This window comes from Pseudomonas sp. LRP2-20, assembly GCF_024349685.1.
Taxonomy (GTDB): domain Bacteria; phylum Pseudomonadota; class Gammaproteobacteria; order Pseudomonadales; family Pseudomonadaceae; genus Aquipseudomonas.
In genome coordinates this window covers 4,641,249-4,660,473 of the sequence record NZ_AP025944.1, presented here as the reverse complement: position 1 = coordinate 4,660,473, position 19,225 = coordinate 4,641,249, and the positions used below count along the sequence as shown (strand labels likewise).

At 63.8% G+C, this 19,225-nt stretch carries 19 protein-coding genes; 8 read left to right on the top strand and 11 right to left on the bottom strand.

The genetic code is table 11. The features are described 5' to 3' along the window. Positions 1-60: 60 nt before the first annotated feature. The 4 genes from OCX61_RS20880 to OCX61_RS20865 form a co-directional block, all read right to left on the bottom strand. Entirely contained in the window at positions 61-1,011 is a 951-nt protein-coding gene (locus OCX61_RS20880; protein ID WP_261941190.1) for a 2-hydroxyacid dehydrogenase, read from the bottom strand. 24 nt (positions 1,012-1,035) lie between these two features. Beyond that, entirely contained in the window at positions 1,036-1,794 is a 759-nt protein-coding gene (locus OCX61_RS20875; protein WP_261941189.1) for an SDR family oxidoreductase, read from the bottom strand. Positions 1,795-1,811: 17 nt separating this feature from the next. Next, positions 1,812-2,522, bottom strand: coding sequence for a fumarylacetoacetate hydrolase family protein (locus OCX61_RS20870; protein WP_261941188.1), 711 nt, complete (start codon positions 2,520-2,522; stop codon positions 1,812-1,814). Between the two features lie 209 nt (positions 2,523-2,731). Next, positions 2,732-4,072, bottom strand: coding sequence for an MFS transporter (locus tag OCX61_RS20865; protein ID WP_261941187.1), 1,341 nt, complete (start codon positions 4,070-4,072; stop codon positions 2,732-2,734). Between the two features lie 417 nt (positions 4,073-4,489). Here OCX61_RS20865 and OCX61_RS20860 point away from each other — a divergent pair, with 417 nt between their 5' ends. The 7 genes from OCX61_RS20860 (at position 4,490) to OCX61_RS20830 (ending at position 10,551) form a co-directional block, all read left to right on the top strand. After that, positions 4,490-5,419: a helix-turn-helix transcriptional regulator gene (locus tag OCX61_RS20860; protein ID WP_261941186.1), complete on the top strand. Its 930-nt coding sequence runs from the start codon at positions 4,490-4,492 to the stop codon at positions 5,417-5,419. Between the two features lie 10 nt (positions 5,420-5,429). Continuing rightward, positions 5,430-6,362, top strand: coding sequence for a pca operon transcription factor PcaQ (pcaQ, locus tag OCX61_RS20855; protein WP_261941185.1), 933 nt, complete (start codon positions 5,430-5,432; stop codon positions 6,360-6,362). A gap of 207 nt (positions 6,363-6,569) precedes the next feature. Beyond that, complete coding sequence (locus OCX61_RS20850; protein WP_261940477.1) at positions 6,570-7,817, top strand: IS256 family transposase; 1,248 nt, start codon at positions 6,570-6,572, stop codon at positions 7,815-7,817. Between the two features lie 452 nt (positions 7,818-8,269). Beyond that, positions 8,270-9,028 (top strand): FKBP-type peptidyl-prolyl cis-trans isomerase, encoded by a 759-nt coding sequence (locus OCX61_RS20845; RefSeq protein WP_085675388.1) that lies wholly within the window; start codon positions 8,270-8,272, stop codon positions 9,026-9,028. Between the two features lie 277 nt (positions 9,029-9,305). Then, a complete protein-coding gene (locus OCX61_RS20840; protein WP_261941184.1) occupies positions 9,306-9,746 on the top strand; it encodes a YkvA family protein in 441 nt (146 codons plus the stop codon). Between the two features lie 101 nt (positions 9,747-9,847). Further along, positions 9,848-10,186, top strand: a complete 339-nt coding sequence (locus OCX61_RS20835) for a helix-turn-helix domain-containing protein (protein WP_261941183.1) — start codon at positions 9,848-9,850, stop codon at positions 10,184-10,186. Beyond that, positions 10,183-10,551 (top strand): hypothetical protein, encoded by a 369-nt coding sequence (locus OCX61_RS20830; RefSeq protein WP_060509068.1) that lies wholly within the window; start codon positions 10,183-10,185, stop codon positions 10,549-10,551. The genes OCX61_RS20835 and OCX61_RS20830 overlap by 4 nt, the downstream gene beginning before the upstream one ends. Positions 10,552-10,608: 57 nt before the next feature. Here the strand turns inward: OCX61_RS20830 and OCX61_RS20825 are convergent, their stop codons facing one another. Further along, positions 10,609-11,589, bottom strand: coding sequence for an EAL domain-containing protein (locus OCX61_RS20825; protein WP_261941182.1), 981 nt, complete (start codon positions 11,587-11,589; stop codon positions 10,609-10,611). 114 nt (positions 11,590-11,703) lie between these two features. Continuing rightward, positions 11,704-13,785: a carboxy terminal-processing peptidase gene (locus tag OCX61_RS20820; RefSeq protein ID WP_261941181.1), complete on the bottom strand. Its 2,082-nt coding sequence runs from the start codon at positions 13,783-13,785 to the stop codon at positions 11,704-11,706. Positions 13,786-13,928: 143 nt separating this feature from the next. On the opposite strand from OCX61_RS20820, the gene OCX61_RS20815 reads away from it, so the two are divergent. Beyond that, on the top strand, positions 13,929-14,891 hold the full coding sequence (locus tag OCX61_RS20815; protein ID WP_261941180.1) for an NAD(P)H-quinone oxidoreductase: 963 nt from the start codon (positions 13,929-13,931) through the stop codon (positions 14,889-14,891). Positions 14,892-14,994: 103 nt separating this feature from the next. On the opposite strand, the gene OCX61_RS20810 is transcribed toward OCX61_RS20815, so the two are convergent. From OCX61_RS20810 to OCX61_RS20790, 5 genes are read right to left on the bottom strand one after another with little or no spacing between them, the layout of a single operon-like run. Continuing rightward, the gene (locus tag OCX61_RS20810) at positions 14,995-15,648 is read right to left on the bottom strand and encodes an HAD family hydrolase (RefSeq protein WP_261941179.1); all 654 of its coding nucleotides are present in this window, start codon (positions 15,646-15,648) and stop codon (positions 14,995-14,997) included. A gap of 13 nt (positions 15,649-15,661) precedes the next feature. Next, positions 15,662-16,651 (bottom strand): ABC transporter ATP-binding protein, encoded by a 990-nt coding sequence (locus tag OCX61_RS20805; protein ID WP_261941178.1) that lies wholly within the window; start codon positions 16,649-16,651, stop codon positions 15,662-15,664. 1 nt (position 16,652) lies between these two features. Then, positions 16,653-17,447, bottom strand: a complete 795-nt coding sequence (locus tag OCX61_RS20800; protein WP_261941177.1) for an ABC transporter permease — start codon at positions 17,445-17,447, stop codon at positions 16,653-16,655. Continuing rightward, complete coding sequence (locus OCX61_RS20795) at positions 17,437-18,276, bottom strand: ABC transporter permease (protein ID WP_103449558.1); 840 nt, start codon at positions 18,274-18,276, stop codon at positions 17,437-17,439. Before OCX61_RS20795 ends, OCX61_RS20800 begins: the two co-directional genes overlap by 11 nt. Further along, positions 18,273-19,079, bottom strand: a complete 807-nt coding sequence (locus tag OCX61_RS20790; RefSeq protein WP_261941176.1) for an alkaline phosphatase family protein — start codon at positions 19,077-19,079, stop codon at positions 18,273-18,275. The genes OCX61_RS20795 and OCX61_RS20790 overlap by 4 nt, the downstream gene beginning before the upstream one ends. Positions 19,080-19,225 lie beyond the last annotated feature (146 nt).

The following is a 19,225-nucleotide window of genomic DNA, read 5'->3' as shown; positions in this document are numbered from 1 at the left end:
TGAGGGCTGTGCAGTACCTGTGGGAGCGGGCTTGCCCGCGAAGAGGCCGGTACAGGCGAGTTAAATGACCAGACCCTGCGGCGTGCGCCCGGCAAACACATCCACCAGGCTGGCCACCACCATTTCCCCCATGCGCGTGCGGGTCTGCACCGTGGCGCTGGCGCGATGCGGTTGCAGCACCACATCCTCACGCTCGAACAAGGCCTCGGGCGCCCGTGGTTCATCGGCAAACACATCCAGCGCCGCGCCCGCGATCTCGCCGGCTTCCAGCGCCGCGATCAACGCCGGCTCATCCACCAGCTTGCCGCGCGCGATGTTGATCAGGTACCCCTCCGATCCCAACGCCCGCAGCACCTCGCGGTTGACCAACGCCTCGCCTTTGTCTGCCGCCGCCGCCAGGATCAGCGCATCGCTGCCCTTGGCCAGCTCTAAGAGATCCGCTTCAAAACCATAAGGCACCTCCAGCGCCTGCAGGTCGGTGTAGCGAATCGGGCAACCAAACGCCGCCGCCCGCTGCGCCACCGCGCGGCCAACCCGGCCCATGCCGACGATGCCCACGCGCATGCCCGACACCTGGCGGGCCAGCGGCAGCGGTGCCAGCGGGGTGGCGCTGGTGGCCCAGCGGCCTGCACGGACGAAGCGGTCACCCGTGCAGATACCCCGGCACAAACCGATCAGCAGGCCGATGGCCAGATCGGCGACGTCCTCGGTGAGGGCACCGATGGTGGCGGTGACCTGGATGCCACGATCACGGGCATAGGCCAGGTCCACTGCGTCGGTGCCGACGCCATTGACCGCGATCACTTCAAGGTTGGGCAGGCGCGCCATCAACGCCTGGCTGATGCCGGTGTGGCCACCGGTAATCACGCCGCGAATGTTGCCGGCATGCTGGTTGACGAAGGCGTCCTTGTCGGCCTGTTCGTAGTAGCGGTGCACCGTGAACAGCTGTTCCAGGCGCTCGCGGATTTGCGGGATGAGGATCGGGCTCAGTTGCAGGACTTCAGGTTTCATCGGTCACTCCATCAGGAACAAAGGTCAGCCACGACCTACGAACGGCATGTTGCTGGCCATCACGGTCATGTTCAGTACGTTGGCGTCCAGCGGCAGCGCGGCGATGTAGCGCACCGCGTCGGCCACATGGCGCACGTCGAGCATCGGTTCGGCGGCGATCTCGCCGTTGGCCTGGCGCACGCCACGGGTCATGCGCTCGGACAGTTCGGTCAGGGCGTTGCCGATGTCCACCTGGCTGCAGACTATGTTGTACGGCCGACCATCCAGCGCCAGTGCCTTGGTCAGGCCCAATACCGCGTGCTTGCTGGCGGTATAGGGGGCGGTGAACGGGCGCGGGGTGTGTGCCGAGATCGAGCCGTTGTTGATGATCCGCCCGCCTTGCGGCTGCTGGCGACGCATCAGGCCGAAGGCGGCGCGGGCGCACAGGAACACGCCGTCGACGTTGGTGGCGATGACGTTGCGCCAGTTCTCCAGCGGCAGCTCGTCGACCGGTACGGCGGGGGCATTGATGCCAGCATTGTTGAAGATCACATCGAGGCGGCCATGCACCTCCTCGATGGTGGCGAACAGTTGCGCGACGCTCTGCTCGTCGCGCACGTCGGTTGGCACGGCCAGGGCTTCACCGCCCGCTGCCTGTGCCTGTTCAACCAGCGCTTGCAGCGGTTCTGCGCGGCGCCCGGCGAGGACCAGGCTGAAGCCGTCTTCCAGCAGGGCGAGGGCGACGGCGCGGCCGATGCCGCTGCCAGCGCCGGTGACCAGGGCGATTTTCTTGTTTTGGCTCATGTGGGGCTCCAGTAGATTCAGGCAGCGTTGGCGGCTTGCCCGGCAGGGCGGGGGCCGACACGCAGTTGCAGTTCGCCGATGCCATCGATGCCAGCGCGGATGGTGTCGCCCGGGTTCAGCGGCGCCACGCCGGGCGGGCTGCCGGTCATGATCAGGTCACCGGGGCGCAGCGGCAGTTGCCGGGACAACCGGCTGATCACCTCGGCCAGGGCCCAGGTCTGCTGGCTCAGGTGCGCACGCTGGCGCTCCTGGCCATTGACCTGCAGCCACAGCGAGGCATCCAGCGGCCAGGCGCATTCGCTGGCCGGGACGATGGCGGTCATCGGTGCCGAGGCCTCGAACACCTTGGCGCCTTCCCAGGGCAAGCCCTCGGCCTTGGCCTTGCGCTGGTGGTCGCGGCGGGTCAGGTCGAGGCCGGCGGCAAAGCCGAACACATGTGCCAGGGCATGCTCCGGGGCGATGTCGGCACCGCCGGTGGCGATGGCGGCTACCAGCTCGATTTCGTGGCAGAACTCTTCGGTCTGCGGCGGGAAGGGCAGCTCGCCCTGCGCCTCGACCACGTTGCTCGCCGGTTTCATGAAGAACACAGGCTCCTGCGGTGCCGGGCCGTAGGACTCCGGCCAAGGGTAGTTGCGGCCCAGGCAGAACACCCGGCCGACCGGGAAGCGCGCAGCGCTGCCGCGGATCGGCAGGCTGACGATGGCCGGTGGGTTGAACAGGTAGGTCATGGGTGGATCCTCCGTACTGGAGTGGCCAGCGTAAGTCAGCGGCTGGCCGGCAAAGTTGGACGAAAGCGGGGATGGCTTGGACTATCCAAGTAACCTGTACCGGCCTCTTCGCGGGCCAGCCCGCTCCCACAGGGTGAGCACAATCCTTGGAACCTGTGGTGTTCCTGTGGGAGCGGGCTTGCCCGCGAAGGGGCCAGGACAGACAACACTCAGGCTGCGGACTTCAGCTCGATGCGATACAGCTTCCCGAGCAGCAGCGAGTAAGACAGGGTGCCCATCAACGCCACCCCGCCGATGAACCAGAACGCCATGGCAAACGAGCCGCTGGCATGCACGATGGCGCCAATCACGATCGGCGTGACGATGCCGCCGATGTTCGCCGCCAGGCTGGTGACCCCGCCGGTCAAGCCGATCAGTTGCTTGGGCGCCACTTCCGACACCGCCGCCCACGACGCCGAGGCGATGCCCTGTGCGAAGAACGCCAGGGTGAGGATGGCGATGCACAGCACATTGGAGTCGGTGAAGTTCACCAGCACGATCGACATGCCCAGCATCGAGCCCACCACCAGCGGCAGCTTGCGGGCGAACGACAGCGAGTAGCCTTTGCGGATCAGCAGGTCAGAGACGATCCCCGCGAGGAGGATGCCGACCGTGGCGCCAATGAACGGCATGACGGCGAAGATGCCGACCTTGATCAAGGTCAACTGGCGCTCCTCGATCAGGTAGGTGGGGAACCAGGTGAGGAAGAAGTACAGCGCCGAGGTGCTGGCGAACTTGCCCAGGCAGATGGCCCAGACCTGGCGATAACGGAACAGCTCAGCCACCTGGCGCCAGTCGAAGCGGGTGCGCTCCTGGCTGCTTTTCACCAGCCCGCCGCCGTCTTCGATATAGGCCAGTTCTTCCTTGCTGACCTTCTTGCAGTTCAGCGGGTCGCGGTACAGCCACAGCCACACCACGCCGAACAGGATGCCGACCAGGCCGGTGCTGTAGAACACATGGCGCCAGTCATAGGTGGTTGCCAGCCACAGCAGCGCGCCGGTGAACAGCGCGGTGCCCAGGTACTGGCCACACACGTAGATGCTGCTGGCCATGCCGCGCTCGCGGGCGGGGAACCACACCGTGACCGCGCGGCTGTTGGCCGGGAAGGCCGGGGCTTCCATGGCGCCGACTGCCAGGCGCAGGCCGAACAGCGAGGCGAAGCCGCTGGCCAGGCCCTGGGCCACGGTGACCGCCGACCAGCTGATCAGCGATACGCCGTAGGTCAGGCGCGAGCCGAAACGGTCGGCGATGAAACCGGCCGGCACCAGGGCCAGGGCGTAGGTCCAGGCGAAGGCGGAGAAGATCAGGCCCATCTCGACCTTGTCCAGGCCCAGGTCCTTGGCCATGAACGGCGCAGCGATGGAAATGTTCACCCGGTCGACATAGTTGATGATGGTCGCCACCAGCAGCAGCGACAGCATGAACCAGCGGCGGCGGGTGGGCAGGCGCTGGGCAGGGGCCGCGTCCAGCGCGTACGACGACGCGGCGCGGGGGGTAGGCGTGCTCGACATGAGTCGACCTCGTTTGTTGTTGTTGGTAGAGGTTGGGCTGCAGTCCCTTTTCTAAGGTGGTCGTACAACGAGTTGAATGCAACGGCGGTTTTAGACCGTTTTTTTCACAGGAGACGAGGTATGGCAGCGCTGTCCAAGAAAATCAGCGGGCTGGGTTTTGCCCGGTTTTCCTGCTGAAAGTCGCGTTTTTTGAGGGCTGCACGGATTTTCGGTTGCGTTGCTTTTTGCAGAAGGGGTTAAATCACTAAATCTAGACATCGTACAACTAGGCCGTGCCTGCCACTGCCTCTTCGCGGGCAAGCCCGCTCCCACAGGGTCTCCAAAAGACTTGAAGGGTGCGCTGTACCTGTGGGAGCGGGCTTGCCCGCGAAGAGGCCAGAACAGGCAGCGCCACACCCACTGAATGGAGCAAGCCGAATGCCCCCCAAGCGCGAGGTCCCGACCTACGTCATGCAGCAGCGCAGCGAGCTGATGGATTTCTACATCCGCGACCAGCGCGGCCGCCCCGCCGAGACCGCGCCGCATCGTCACGAGTACTTCCAGATCCAGGTCAACTTCGGCGGCGACACGGTGCAGCACATCGGCAGCGTGCAGCGCCCGTTCAGGCGCAACACCCTGGCCTTCATCCTGCCGCATCGGGTGCATGTGATCCCGCACCCGGCGCAAAGCGACTTCGTGGTGATCAATTTCTCGCAGACGTTCCTGCTGCCGCACCTGGCCTGCGACCCGATGGACCTGGAGGAGGTGTCGATCCTGCAGGCACCGGAGCTGTCACCGTTCCGCTTCCAGGAGCACCTCGACTTCTGCCTCGATGAGGCCGATTTCGCCGAGGTGCGGCAGATCCTCGAACGCATGCGCGCGCTGGATGCCAACCGCCGATTCGGCAGCCGCGAAATGCTCAAGGGCCTGTTGCTGCAGCTGATCGGCCAGGTTTGCGGCCTTTACGCCGAGCCGTTGCGCGAACTGGCCGACAGCAACGCCGCCCAGCTCAGCCGCCGCGCCGCGCTGGGGCGCATGAGCGAGTACCTGCGCCGGCATATCGACGACCCCGACCTGAACCTGCAGAAAGTCGCCGCCGCCACCTACCTGTCACCGACTTACCTGACCCACTGGCTGCGCAAGGAAATCGGCAAGACCTTCAGCGAGCTGGTGCTGGAGCGGCGCATGCACGCGGCGCGCAACTATCTGCTCAATGGCAGCCGCCCGGTGGGTGAGGTGGCGCGGCTCTGTGGCTTTGCCGATGAAGCCTATTTCTCCCGGCGCTTCCGGCAGATTCATGGCCTGCCACCCGGGCAGTTCCGCCGCCAGCAACGCGACCCGGATACGCCACAGGTGGCGATGCGGTAAGCTTGCCGGCATGAACCTCGACACCCGCATCAAGTACCGCCACCTGCTGTGTTTCCTGGAGATTGCCCGACAGGGCAGCCTGGCCAGGGCTGCCGATAGCCTGGCGATCAGCCAGCCGGCGATTTCCAAGACCCTCAAGGAGCTCGAAGACCTGCTCGAGGCGCGTCTGTTCGAGCGCAATCGCCAAGGCGTCGAGCTGACCCCGGCCGGCACGCGTTTCATGCGCTACGCCGGGCCCAGCGTGCAGGCGCTGCGCGATGGCGTGAGCAGCCTGCGCGGTGAAGCGCGGGCACCGTCGCAGGTGCGCATTGGCGTGCTGTCGACGGTCGAAGGGCTGCTGATGCCTGAGGTGCTCTGCCGGCTGCATCAGCGCCATGAGGCCTTGGTGATCAGTGTGGTGACCGGGGTCAGTGCGCAGTTGCTCGGCCAGTTGCACCTGGGCGAGCTGGAATTGGTCGTTGGACGCATGACCGAAAGCCCGCAGATCCAGGGGCTGTCATTCGAGCATCTGTACAGCGAGTCCATGGCCCTGGTCGTTCGCCCCGGTCATCCCTTGCTGGCGAGCGCACCCGTGGAGCGGCAGCGGGTCGGGCAGTATCCGTTGGTGCTGCCACCACCGGGTACCACCATCCGCCAGCATGCTGACAGCCTGTTCGTGCAGTGCGGCATCCCGATGCCGGCGCAGCGCCTGGAGACCTTGTCGTTGGCGTTGAGCCGGCGTTATTTGCTGGGTAGCGATGGGGTGTGGGTGGCGCCGCGGGATGCGGTACTGCTCGACTTGCGCCGGGGGGAGTTGGCTGAGCTTGATCTTGGTGTGCGCGAGCCAGGTGGGTCGGTGGGGATCTGCCGGAATGCGGCCTTGCCGCTGAGTTTGCCGGGGCAGTGGGTGGGTGAGGTGCTGCGGGAGGTGGCGGGGGAGTATCGGGAGGGGCGGTATCCTTGAGGTGCCAGCCGCAAGATTTCAGCGCCTATGAGATCGAGCGCCGCCCGCGCGGCGCATCGCGAGCTTTGCTCGCTCCTACGTTTGTTTCGGGCCAGTAACGCCTGTGACAGGCGCGCGCGACCCCCTTGTTGGTACGACGCGATATCGCGCCAAACGAGGGTGTCAGAAATTTTGTGTTCGGGCATAACATGAGTAAGAGGTGCATGTATGCCAACCAAAAAGAAACCCCTGCGTGACCTGCCCAAAATCCCCAAGGAGCTGCTGGAGCAGTTCGGTGAGGGCCTGATGACCGCAGAAGCTATCGAGGATGCCTCTGCGGCGTTCAAGAAGGCCTTGATCGAACGCGCTCTGCATGCCGAGCTTGGCCACCACCTGGGTTATCCGCCGGGCGCGCAGCGCCCGGAGGATGAAACCAACCAGCGCAACGGCAAAAGCGGCAAGACAGTGCTAACCGGCGATGGGCCTCTGCGCTTGGATATCCCTCGCGACCGTGACGGCAGCTTCTCGCCCATCCTGATCCCCAAACATGAGCGCCGTTACACTGGCTTCGACGACAAGATCATCGCCATGTACGCCCGTGGAATGACAGTCAGAGAGATCCGGGCCTTCCTGTCCGAGCAGTATGGAACCGACGTTTCACCCGACTTCATCAGCTCTGTGACAGACGAGGTCATGGACGAAATTGGCGCGTGGCAACAGCGGCCATTGGAGCCGATGTACCCGGTCATTTTCTTTGATGCGCTGCGGGTGAAGATTCGCGAAGAAGGCCTGGTGCGCAACAAGGCCATTTACTTGGCTTTGGGCGTTCTACCCGACGGGACGCGCGACATCCTGGGCATCTGGATCGAGAACACTGAGGGTGCGAAGTTCTGGATGAAGGTGTTCAACGATCTCAAGACACGTGGCGTCGAGGACGTGCTGATTGCCGTGACCGATGGCCTTAAAGGCATGCCAGAAGCCCTCAGCGCCGTGTTTCCAGAGACGACATTGCAGACGTGCATCGTGCATCTGATCCGCAACAGCCTGGACTACGCGGCCTGGGACAAACGGCGCGCACTGGCCAAGGAACTGAAACCGATTTACCAAGCCATCAATGCCGAAGCGGCTGAGCAAGCACTCGATGAGTTTGAGAGCGGGCCGTGGGGTGAGAAATATCCAACGGTGGTGGCTGCCTGGAGACGCGCCTGGGATCGCGTGATTCCATTCTTTGTCTTTCCGCCCGCCATCCGGAAGGTGATCTATACCACCAACGCGATCGAGAGCATCAACGCCCAGCTACGCAAGGTCATCAAGACCCGAGGGCATTTCCCGAATGATGACGCAGCGACCAAACTGATTTGGCTGGGATTGCGCAACATAACAGCCAATTGGGGAAAACCGGCCCATGATTGGAAAAGCGCGATGAATCAATTTGCGATTCTGTACGGAGATCGGTTCATCAGGCCAACCTGGTGAAGATCAGGGCCTGCCTGACGGCAGGCCGTTACCGGCCCGCACACAAAAAATCTGACACTTCCCGCCAAACCCCAGAGCGTCCGCGCGCAAATCCCCCAGGAATAATTGGCCCGAAACAAACGTAGGAGCGAGCGCAGCTCGCGATGCGCCGCGCGGGCGGCGCTCGATCTCATAGCCGCTGAATATCTTGTGGCAGCCACCTGCCAGCCCCCACCCAATTTCCCAACTACCCACCTCAGAACCCACCGAAATAAAAAGCCACAAAAACCAGGAAAACCCGGCACAAAGGGTCAATACTGGCCAATGGCTGTAAAGCTTCCATGAAGAAGCCTTTACCTACTGAACTTCCTTACGAAAACCCGCTCTTATGCCGGTAGCCATTGGTGATGGCCGCCTGATAAGCTCGCGGCTTTACCCTGATTGCCCCTATGGCGCATGAACAAGGAAATAGCATGAAACAGCATCGTCTGGCGGCTGCGGTTGCCCTGGTAGGCCTGGTACTGGCTGGCTGTGATCAACAGGCCAGCAGCCCCGAGCTGAAGACTCCGGCACAGAAAGCCTCCTACGGTATCGGCCTGAACATGGGCAAAAGCCTGGCTCAGGAAGGCATGGAAGACCTTGATTCGAAAGCGGTCGCCCTCGGCATCGAAGACGCTGTCGGCAAGAAGGAACAACGCATCAAGGACGAAGAGCTGGTAGAAGCCTTCACCGCGCTGCAGAAGCGCGCCGAAGAGCGCCTGGCCAAGGCCAGCGAAGAAGCCGCCTCCGCCGGCAAGAAATTCCTCGAAGAGAATGCCAAGAAGCCTGGCGTGGTCACCACCGCCTCGGGCCTGCAATACGAAGTCGTGAAGAAGGCCGACGGTCCGCAGCCGAAGCCGACCGACGTGGTCACCGTACACTACGAAGGCAAGCTGATCGATGGCAAGGTGTTCGACAGCTCGGTCGAGCGCGGCAGCCCGATCGACCTGCCAGTCAGCGGTGTGATCCCAGGCTGGGTCGAAGGCCTGCAGTTGATGCACGTAGGCGAGAAGTACAAGCTGTTCATCCCGGCTGAGCTGGCCTACGGCGCCCAGAGCCCGAGCCCGCTGATCCCGGCCAACTCGGTCCTGGTGTTCGACCTGGAACTGATCGCCATCAAAGACCCGGCCCAGCTGCAGGGTGGCGAAGCGCCGGAAGCTGATGCCCCGGCCGAAGCACCTGCCAAGCAATAACGGCTGGTACCTGTACAACGCCCCGTCCTGACGGGGCGTTGTCGTTTGTGGGGGATCATTCGGCGAACCTCGTGAAGTGGGTATTGTCCGAGCAAAGGGCAGTGTGAAGAAGCCGGAAGCTTCTGACGCAAATCGTTTGCGGATCTGAAACCACTGTGTAAAAAACGCCCGATCTGACCGGGGCCCTTGCCTTGTGGGCGCCCGCCGTCACAAACTTCGCCCTGTTCACAAGGTTATCCACAATTAATGTGGATAACCTCTCCCTGCTGGAGGCTCCATGAGCGCACCCTGGAATTTTGCCCGTTTCCTGCCCCTGGCCGAGCGCCTGCTCAGCCGCGGTCGGCTGCCGGCCTTGCTGTTCGCCGTGGCCCGCAAAGGCCCACGCATCGGCCAGTTGCGCGACGACGTCAAGCTGCTGCAGTCGCTGTGCCTGGCCTGGTGGCGCGGTGAGTACCGTGCCATCAGCCCCAAGGCCTTGGTGACCGTCGTCGCGGGCCTGCTGTATTTCGTCAGCCCTGTCGACGCCATCCCCGACTGGATCCTGGGTGTCGGCTTTCTCGATGACATCGCCGTGCTTGGCTGGGTGCTGAAAACCGTGGCCGATGAGCTGGCACGTTTCAAGGCCTGGCGCGACAGCCAGGCGCCTGAGCGCCTGCGGGTGGTCGAGCGCCTGCCCAATACCCCCGAAGCGCTGCGCCTGGAGCGCAATACGCACTGAAAAAGAGCAAGTCCCCACAGACTCCCGCGCTTGGTAATATAATTGGCATAAGCGTTATGCCTACGGATTACATGCGGTAATCCTCACGTAAGGGGGTTGTAATGGGTATTCAGGTCATTAGCCGGGACGGTCAGCCCGAGTACGCCGTCGTACCCTGGGAGCAGTACCAGGCGCTGCTCAAGGCAGCCGGGCAGGCGCCTGCCGAGGTAGCTGCCGAACCAGCGCAACAGAGCGCCCCGGCAGTCAGCCTGCCAGCGTTCAGTGAAGTGGGGCAACTGCGCCAGGCCAAAGGCATCGCCCCTGAGCAGTTGGCGCGTAACGTCGGGGTCAGCCCGGCCTACCTGGCCATGATCGAATCGGGCGAGCGCCAGCCGGATGCTGCGATCCGCCGCGCCCTGGCCTGGCACCTGGGGCTGGCCGGCTGGAGCGAGCCGTCATGAGCCAGGTCAGGATCAGCCGACAGCATTGGCAAAACCTGCTGGACGAGCTTGACCTGGCCCGCCGTCAACGCCACCTGCTGACCTACCGTGCGCTGATCGAGCGCCTGCAGCTGCCCAGCCCGGCCATGCAGACCCTGACCGCCGCGCTGGAGTACCTGGCCGTGCTCGATGCCCGTGCCGAGCAGCCGCTGCGCAGCTCGCTGGTGATCAGCCAGGGTGCCAGCCGTTTGCCGCGCACCGGCTTTTTCGAATGCGTGGAGCGCCTGGGGCGTTTCTCGGGGCCGGTCGATGGCATGGAGGCGGCGTCGTGGCATGCCTCCGAGGTGGTCCGGGTGTTCGAGTACAGCTATCCCGAGCATGCCTGAGTATAAGGGGCTGCCTGCACTGGCCTCTTCGCGGGTAAACCCGCTCCCACAGGGCTATCACTGCCCTTGAATCGTGTGAAATACCGGTGGGAGCGGGTTTACCCGCGAAGAGGCCAGCACTGACAGTGCATCCCGATGGATCACACCACAGGGGCTGCCATCAGCCCCCCGTACATCCAGTGCTTCCAGGTCATCATGGCGGCCAAACAGATCCATGATCTGGCCGAGCGTGGCATTCAGCCCTACCGTCGGCTGCTCGACCAACGCTACCGGCAGTACCTGCGCCAGTAACTGCGGATTCTCCCGCACTCCCAACTCCTGCGGCCGCCCCAGCAGGTACCCCTGCACCAGGTCCACCCCCATCTCGGTCAACACCGCCAGTTCTTCCGGCAACTCGATCCCTTCAGCAATCACCTGCGCTTTCGATGCCCGGGCAATCTGCAGGATGGAGCCGACGAACTCGCGCTTGAGCGGGTCGCGGTGGATGCCATCGATGAAGTGGCGGTCGATCTTGACGTACTCTGGGCGCAGCTCCGACCACAGGCGCAGGCTCGAGTAACCCGCACCCAGGTCGTCCAGGGCAATGGAAAAGCCCATGTCACGGTAGTGGTGCAGGGCATTGGACAGTAGCTGGAAGTCGTCGGTAGGGGTCTGTTCGGTCAGCTCGATCACCACCCGGCCGGGGGCCAGCCCCACGTGTTCGAGCAGCTTGAGGGTGCGCCCGGAAGGGTAGTGGGGTTCCAGTAGCGATTCGGGCGAGATATTGAGAAACAGCTTGCCGTCGAGCCCCTGCTCGCTGAAGCGCCGGCACGCGCTTTCCCGGCACGCGGCCTCCAGCTCGGTCAGGTGACCGGCCTGGCGGGCGATGGCAAACAGGTTCAGCGGCGAGTGCAGCGGGCTATTGGAGGGGCCACGGCTCAAGGCTTCATGGCCGAAGACGCGCCGTTCGCTGAGGCAGACGATCGGCTGGAACAGGCTGTGAATGCTGCGCTGAGCCAGAATGGCGCTCAAGGCACTGAGCTGTTCGGCGACGGTCATGACGATATCCTGAAAATGAAAGGGCCGGGCATTTGCATGCCCGGCCCCTCTATTTCACGACAGTGCGATGACTATTTGATGACGGATCACATTAATCTGCCATCATCGGTCGGCTTACTTCTTCGCCATCTTGGTGCTTTCGCTCAGGTAGTCGATGAGGATGCGACCGGTCTCGGCAAGGTAGGCATCGTCTTCCGGCTTGGTCTTGTCATCTTCCTCAGGCAGGGCGTCCTCGTCGACTTTCTTCAGCTCCTTGAGCGGCTCTTCGCCCTTGGCCTTGCGACGGATGTTCTCCATGGCCAGCTGCTTGGCTTCGACGTCATCGTGGCGGGCACGGCGCTCCTGCTCGTTGAGGCTGACGGTCTTCTCGTCCATCAGCTTCTGGGTCAGGGCCAGGCGATCACGGATGTAGGTGAACTCGGCATCCTTGGCGCTGCGTGCGTCATGCTTGGCCTTGAGGTCGGCCAGGAACGGCTTGAACGGGTCGACTGCCGGCTTGACCACCGGGCGGATGGTGTCCCACGGCATGGCCTCAGGCAGGGCGCTTTCGCCGATTTCCTTGGTGTCGATGATCGACGGGTAGTCGATGTCCGGCAGCACGCCCTGGTGCTGGGTGCTCTGCCCGGAAACCCGGTAGAACTTGGCCAGGGTCAGCTTCAGCTCGCCGTGGTTGAGCGGCTGGATGGTCTGCACGGTGCCTTTGCCGAAGGTCTGGCCACCGACGATCAGCGCGCGGTGGTAGTCCTGCATGGCGCCGGCGAAGATCTCCGAGGCCGAGGCGGACAGGCGGTTGACCAGCAGCGCCAGCGGGCCTTTGTAGAAGGCGCCCGGGTTTTCGTCCTCGAGCACGTCGACACGGCCGTCGCTGTTGCGTACCAGCACGGTCGGGCCTTTCTCGATGAACAGGCTGGTCAGCTCGGTGGCTTCCTGCAGGGAACCGCCACCGTTGTTGCGCAGGTCGATGACCACGCCGTCGACTTTTTCCTTCTGCAGTTCGGTGAGCAGTTTCTTCACGTCGCGCGTGGTGCTCTTGTATTCAGGGTCACCGGCACGGTAGGCCTTGAAGTCCAGGTAGAAGGCCGGGATCTCGATGATGCCGAGCTTGTAGTCACGCCCGTCCTGCTTGAGCTTGAGCACCGATTTCTTCGCCGCCTGCTCTTCGAGCTTCACGGCTTCGCGGGTGATCGAGACGATCTTGCTGGTCTGGTCGCTTGGCGCATTGCTGGCCGGGATGACCTCCAGGCGCACCACCGAGCCTTTCGGGCCACGGATCAGCTTGACCACTTCGTCCAGGCGCCAGCCGACCACGTCGACCATTTCCTTGTTGCCCTGGGCGACGCCGATGATCTTGTCGGCCGGTGCCACCTGCTTGGTCTTGGCGGCCGGGCCTGCCGGCACCAGGCGCACGATCTTGACCTGGTCGTTGTCGCTCTGCAGCACCGCGCCGATGCCTTCGAGCGACAGGCTCATGTTGATGTCGAAGTTCTCGGCGTTGTCCGGCGACAGGTAGTTGGTGTGCGGGTCGTAGGACTGGGCGAAGGTGTTGATATAGGCCTGGAAGATGTCCTCGGCACGGGTCTGGTCCAGGCGCGCCAGCTGGTTCTTGTAGCGCTTGGTCAGGGTTTCCTGGATCTGCTTGGGCTCTTTGCCGGCGATCTTCTGGCGCAGCACTTCATCCTTGACGCGTTTGCGCCACAGCTCGTCGAGCGCGGCCTGGTCCTTTTCCCACGGGGCATCCTTGCGGTCGATCAGCAAGGTTTCCTTGGTGGTGAAGTCCATCTTGTCGACGCCCTTGGCCAGTTCGGCCAAGGCGAAGTCCAGGCGCTGCTTGACCCGGTCGAGGTAGCGCTTGTAGATGGTGAAGCCGGGGTCGAGATTGCCACTCTTGAGGAAGTCGTCGAACTGCGTCTTCCACTTGTCGAACTCGGCGATGTCGGCTGCGGTGAAGTAGCTGCGGGCCGGGTCGAGCAGCTTGATGTAGCTGTCGTAGATGATCACCGAGCGGGCGTCATCGAGCGGCGGCTTGCTGTAGTGGTGACGCTTGAGCAACTCCACCACGTTGAGGCTGGCGACGATTTCGTCACGGTCCGGCTGCAGGCTGTCCCACTTGTTGGCGGCCGCCGCATTGCCGCCGAGCGTGAGGCTGCCCAGGCCAACCAGAAGGGCGAGGGCGGTGCTTGGGAGGAAATGCTTCATGCTGATTCGACGTGGAGGCAATTGATCACGCATAGTAGGCCGTCTTTTCCGTTCGCCGGTTCCATCGGAGCCGGGCAAATACTGCAAAAAGCCTGAGGAGCGGGCTCCTCAGGCTCAGTCTGTGATTCAACTATGGAGGCACTGTGAAGGCATTGCAAGGCGTTGACGGACATGTGGCCTGGGTCGAGGCCGAACGCCCGGCCTGTGACGCGGGCCAAGTGCGCATTCGGGTGGCTGCTGCGGGGCTGAACCGCGCCGATCTGCTGCAGATGAAGGGCTTGTATCCACCACCGCCAGGAGCCAGCCCTTACATGGGGCTGGAGTGCTCCGGGGTCATCGAGGAGGTCGGTGCCGGCGCTGACTGGCGCGTGGGCGACCGCGTCTGCGCGCTGCTGGCCAGCGGTGCCATGGCCGAAGAAGTGGTGGTCGATGCCCGCCACGTATTGCCGGTACCCGAGGGTTTGAGCCTGCACGAAGCGGCGGCGCTGCCGGAAGTTTATGCCACGGCGTGGTTGAACATCTTCCAGCTTGGCAAGGTGAAGGCCGGCGAAAAGGTGTTGGTGCATGCTGGCGCCAGTGGTGTGGGCTCGGCGGCGATCCAGCTGTGCAAGGCCTTCGGCAGCCCGGTGTGGGTCAGCGTCGGCTCCCAGGACCGCCTGGACTACTGTGCAGCGCTGGGCGCCGCGGGTGGTGTGGTGCGTAACCAGAACCTCGATGCGCTTGAAGGCTTGGGCCCGTTCGACGTGATTCTGGACCCGGTGGGTGCCAGCTACGGCGAGCTCAACCTGAAGCTGCTGGCCCGGGACGGGCGCTGGGTGATCATCGGCCTGATGGGTGGGCGCAAGTTCGAGCTGGACCTGGCCCAGGTGCTGGGCAAGCGCCTGGAAATTACCGGCTCGACCCTGCGCAACCGCGATGACGGCTTCAAGGCAGAACTCCTGCGCGAACTGCAGCAGCAGGTGTGGCCGCTGTTTGCCGAAGGTCGCCTGTCGCCGCAACTGGTCGATACCTACCCGGTGGAGTTTGCCCAGGCGGCGTATGCCGAGCTTGAGAGCAACCAGGTGTCCGGCAAGCTGGTGATGGTGATCGACCCGAGCCTGGCGTAAGCAGGCCAGGCCTCTTCGCGGGTGAACCCGCTCCCACCGGGAACGGTGATCCCTGTGGGAGCGGGTTCACCCGCGAAAGGGCCGGTACGGCAATGCAAGATACTCAGGACCAGCTCAGAATCGGCCAGCCATTGGTCTGTGCATGCTCACGTAACACCGCATCCGGGTTCACCACATGCGGATGATCCACCTTCAGCAACAGCGGCAGATCGTTGCGCGAATCAGAATAGAAACTCGCCCCCTCCAGGTTCTCCTGCTCCTGATCCAGCCATTCCAGCAACCGGGTGATCTTGCCCTCGCGGTAGGTCAGCACCCCATGGGTCTTGCCGGTATACACCCCGTTCACCGCTTCCAGCTCGATCGCCAGGTATTCGTCCACCCCGAGCCGCGCCGCAATCGGCCCGACCAGGTGCGTGCCTGAAGCGGAAATGATCAAAATCCGGTCGCCCCGCTGGCGATGTTCGGCAATGCAGCGGCAGGCGTCGCCGTAGATGATCGGCTCGATCACCTCTTCGACCCACGGTTCCACCAGATGCTCGACTTCCTCCAGCGTGCGCCCGGCAATCGGCTCCAGGCTGAAGGCCATGTAGTCCTCCATCTGCAGGTGGCCCTTGCCGTAAGCCTCCATCAGTTCATGGTCGCGGCGCAGAAAGTCCTTGCCATCGACCCAACCCAGCCGGGCCATCCGTTCGCTCCACAGCGACGCACAGTCGCCGTGGATCAGGGTTTCGTCCAGATCGAAAATTGCCAGTGCCATATGTTGATTCTCCTTAGGCCACTTCGCGCAGCGCCGTGGGGTCGATCGACAGGGAAACCCGCTGGCCGTCGGCATGCAGGTCGCCAGGCGAACGGTTGAGCACATCGACCACCAGTTCCACCTCGCGCACTTGTACGCGGTAGCGGATAACGTTGCCAAGCAGGCTGTGACTGCGCACTTCGGCGTCCAGTTCACCGTTGACGCCCAGGGTTATCGATTCCGGGCGGATCGCCAGGCGGCCGGTCACCGGGCGCTGCAGCAGGCGGCTGGCGCTGTCGGCGTCGAGCAGGTTGTAGTTGCCGATGAAACCGGCGGCGAACAGGTCCACGGGCGCGGTGTAGAGGGTTTCGGCATCGCCACTCTGGACGATGCGCCCCTGGTTCATCAGGAAGATCCGGTCTGACATGGTCAGTGCCTCTTCCTGGTCGTGGGTGACGAAAATGGTGGTCAGCCCCAGCTCGCGCTGGATCGCCCGGATCTGCTCGCGCAGGTGCTTGCGGATGCGTGCATCCAGCGCCGACAGTGGCTCGTCGAGCAGCAGCAGGCGCGGGCGGGTGACCAGCGAGCGGGCCAGCGCCACGCGCTGGCACTGGCCGCCGGACAGCTGGTGCGGGTAGCGCCCGGCGAAGCTGCCCAGCTCCACCAGGTCCAGGGCTTCACGCACGCGCTGCTGGCTTTCATCGGCCTTGACCTTCTGCATGCGCAGGCCGAAGGCGACGTTCTGTTCCACGGTCATGTTGGGGAACAGCGCGTAGCTCTGGAACACCATGCCGATGCCGCGCTTCTGCGGGCTCACCGGCACAATGTCGTGGCCGTCGAGGAGGATCTGGCCGCCGTCCACCGGGGTCAGCCCGGCGATGCAGCGCAGCAGGGTGGACTTGCCGCAGCCGGAGGGGCCGAGCAGGGTGACGAACTCGCCGCGCTCGATCTGGCAGTCGATGTTTTCGAACACCGGGCTGCCGGCGTAGCTTTTTTGCAGGTTCTGTACGCTGACGAAGCTCATGTCAGGTGTTGTCCTTGTTCAGGCGGTTGGCGACCCAGGTCAGCACCAGCACGAAGGCGAAGTACGAGATCACCAGCGCGCTGTTGAAGTGGCCGCTGCTGTTGCGCATGTTGTTCAGGTACACCTGCAGGGTCTCGTAGCGGGTGCCGACCAGCAGGTTGGCGAACACGAACTCGCCGAACAGGAACGAGAACGACAGCAGCAGCGCCACCATCAGGCCCTTGCGCAGGTTTGGCAGTACCACCAGCAGGGCGGCCTGCCAGGTGCTGGCGCCGAGCAGCTGGGCGGCATCCATCAGGTCGCGCAGGTTGATCGCCTGCAGGTTGTTGGTGATCGCCCGGTACATGAAGGGCAAGGCGATGGTGAAGTAGCAGCCGATGAGGATCCACGGCGTGCCGACCATCGCCATCGGGCCGCTGCCATACAGCTGCAGCAGGCCTACCGACGACACCACCGGCGGTACCGCGAACGGCAGCAGGATGAGGATGTTCATCAGTGCGTCGAGTTTCGGGAAGTGGTAGTGCACCACGAACAGCAGCGGCAGGATCAGCACCACCGACAGCAGCAGTGCGCCCACGCACACCAGCAGCGACTGGCCGAACGCGGCCAGGAAGCGTGGTTCGCTCCAGAGGGCGACGTACCACTTGAAGGTCAGGCCGCTGGGCAGCAGGCTCGCCGACCAGCTGGTGGCCAGTGAGTAGAGCAGGGTGCCGGCCAGCGGTAGCAGCAGGATCAGGAACAGCAGGTACACCACCAGCCGGTGGTAGAGCCCGGCAGATGTTTTTTCAGCGCGCATGGTAGCTCCTTTTGAGCAGCCATTGATGAACCACGGTGACCAGTGTCATCAGCCCCACCAGCACCATCGCCAGGGCGCTGGCCAGGTTCGGGTCGAGGCTGATGTCGCCGGCCACCAGGCCGGCGATGCGGATCGGCAGCACGTTGAAGTTGCCGGTGGTCAGGGCATAGACGGTGGCGTAGGCGCCGAGGGCGTTGGCCAGCAGGATGACGAAGGTGCCGAGCAATGCCGGCGTCAGCACCGGCAGGCCGATATGCCGCCAGAACTGCCAGTGGCTGGCGCCGAGCAACGCGGCCGACTCGCGCCAGTCTTCGCGCAGGGCGTCGAAGGCGGGGTAGAGCAGCAGCACGCCGAGCGGGATCTGGAAGTAGGTGTACACCAGGATCAGGCCGCTCTTGGAGTAGATGCTGAAGTCCTCCAGCAGGCCGATCTGCTTCAGCAGCAGTGTGAGTGCGCCGTTGAAGCCGAGCAGGATGATGAAGGCGAAGGCCAGCGGCACCCCGGCGAAGTTGCTGGTCATGTTGGCGAAGGCGCTGACGAAGTCGCGCAGCTTCGAGTCGACCTGGCGCAGTGAATAGGCGCCGAGGGTGGCGATGACGATGCCGAACAGGCTCGACCAGAAGCTGATCTCCAGGCTGCGCTGCAGCGCCTGCAGGTAGAACTTCGAGGCGAACACCTTGCTGAAGTTTTCCACGCCCCAGCCTGCTTCCGACTGCAGGCTGTTGATGGCCACCCAGGCCAGCGGGGCGATCTGGAAGATCACGAAGAACACGGCGAACGGCAGCAGGCAGAGTAGGGCCAGGTAGCGGCCACGGTTACCGGCCTTCACTTGAGCAGCTCCCGGCACACGGTCTTGTCGTGCGCTGCGCCAAGCAGCTCGCAGATGGTCCCGCACAGTTCGGTCTGCAGCGGTTTGGCGGCCGGGTCAAGGCTGAAGGCGTCGCCGAACACGAACAGCGGCACTTCACGCTCCTCGGCCAGCAGGCCGTTGTGCGAGCGGTCGTTGTTCATGCCGTGGTCGGCGGTGACCAGTACCTGGTAGCCCTCTTCCAGCCAGCCTGGCAGGTAATCGGACAGCAGGATGTCGGCACTGCGCGCGGCATTGCGGTACTGGCTGCTGTCCAGGCCATGGCGGTGGCCGACATCGTCGATGCTCATCGGGTGCACCAGGAGGAAATTCGGCGCATGGCGGCGGCGCAGGTATTCACCGTCGGCCAGCAGGTGTGAGTCGGGGTAGCGGTCGTCCCAGTAGAACAGGCCATGCTGGATCGGCAGTTTCGGCGCGTGGGTGTGGCGGTCGCGCTGTGGGTCGAAGGGCGAGCGGTTGTACAGCTCGCTCATCCAGTGATAGGCCGCCGCCGCAGTGCCCAGGTTGGCCTCGCGGGCGTAGTGGAACACGCTGCGCTGGTTGGACAGGCGGTTGACGTTGTTGTGCACGATGCCGCTGTCGATCGGTGCCACACCGGTGAGGATGCACTCGTACAGCGGCCGTGACAGTGACGGCAGTTCGCATTCCACACGGTACAGCGCGGCGCGATCGGCCTCGACATAGGCGTGCAGGTGGCCCATGGCGTGGTGGGCGACCTGGTAGTTGAGGCCGTCGAGCAGGACCAGGATGACGTTTTGATTCATTCGAAGCTCCGCGGGTTTTCAAGATCGGCCGCTGTGCGGCCTTTCGCGGGGCAAGCCCGCTCCCACAGGTCATTCACAGGCCTTGAGCCCTGTGGTGTTCCTGTGGGAGCGTGCTTGACCCGCGAACGAGGGCGCAGCCCTCGCGA

Coding starts and splice junctions, on each gene's coding strand:
- OCX61_RS20880 (WP_261941190.1), bottom strand. CDS start 1,011: ATGAAACCTGAAGTCCTGCAACTGAGCCCGATCCTCATCCCGCAAATC.
- OCX61_RS20875 (WP_261941189.1), bottom strand. CDS start 1,794: ATGAGCCAAAACAAGAAAATCGCCCTGGTCACCGGCGCTGGCAGCGGC.
- OCX61_RS20870 (WP_261941188.1), bottom strand. CDS start 2,522: ATGACCTACCTGTTCAACCCACCGGCCATCGTCAGCCTGCCGATCCGC.
- OCX61_RS20865 (WP_261941187.1), bottom strand. CDS start 4,072: ATGTCGAGCACGCCTACCCCCCGCGCCGCGTCGTCGTACGCGCTGGAC.
- OCX61_RS20860 (WP_261941186.1), top strand. CDS start 4,490: ATGCCCCCCAAGCGCGAGGTCCCGACCTACGTCATGCAGCAGCGCAGC.
- pcaQ (WP_261941185.1), top strand. CDS start 5,430: ATGAACCTCGACACCCGCATCAAGTACCGCCACCTGCTGTGTTTCCTG.
- OCX61_RS20850 (WP_261940477.1), top strand. CDS start 6,570: ATGCCAACCAAAAAGAAACCCCTGCGTGACCTGCCCAAAATCCCCAAG.
- OCX61_RS20845 (WP_085675388.1), top strand. CDS start 8,270: ATGAAACAGCATCGTCTGGCGGCTGCGGTTGCCCTGGTAGGCCTGGTA.
- OCX61_RS20840 (WP_261941184.1), top strand. CDS start 9,306: ATGAGCGCACCCTGGAATTTTGCCCGTTTCCTGCCCCTGGCCGAGCGC.
- OCX61_RS20835 (WP_261941183.1), top strand. CDS start 9,848: ATGGGTATTCAGGTCATTAGCCGGGACGGTCAGCCCGAGTACGCCGTC.
- OCX61_RS20830 (WP_060509068.1), top strand. CDS start 10,183: ATGAGCCAGGTCAGGATCAGCCGACAGCATTGGCAAAACCTGCTGGAC.
- OCX61_RS20825 (WP_261941182.1), bottom strand. CDS start 11,589: ATGACCGTCGCCGAACAGCTCAGTGCCTTGAGCGCCATTCTGGCTCAG.
- OCX61_RS20820 (WP_261941181.1), bottom strand. CDS start 13,785: ATGAAGCATTTCCTCCCAAGCACCGCCCTCGCCCTTCTGGTTGGCCTG.
- OCX61_RS20810 (WP_261941179.1), bottom strand. CDS start 15,648: ATGGCACTGGCAATTTTCGATCTGGACGAAACCCTGATCCACGGCGAC.
- OCX61_RS20805 (WP_261941178.1), bottom strand. CDS start 16,651: ATGAGCTTCGTCAGCGTACAGAACCTGCAAAAAAGCTACGCCGGCAGC.
- OCX61_RS20800 (WP_261941177.1), bottom strand. CDS start 17,447: ATGCGCGCTGAAAAAACATCTGCCGGGCTCTACCACCGGCTGGTGGTG.
- OCX61_RS20790 (WP_261941176.1), bottom strand. CDS start 19,079: ATGAATCAAAACGTCATCCTGGTCCTGCTCGACGGCCTCAACTACCAG.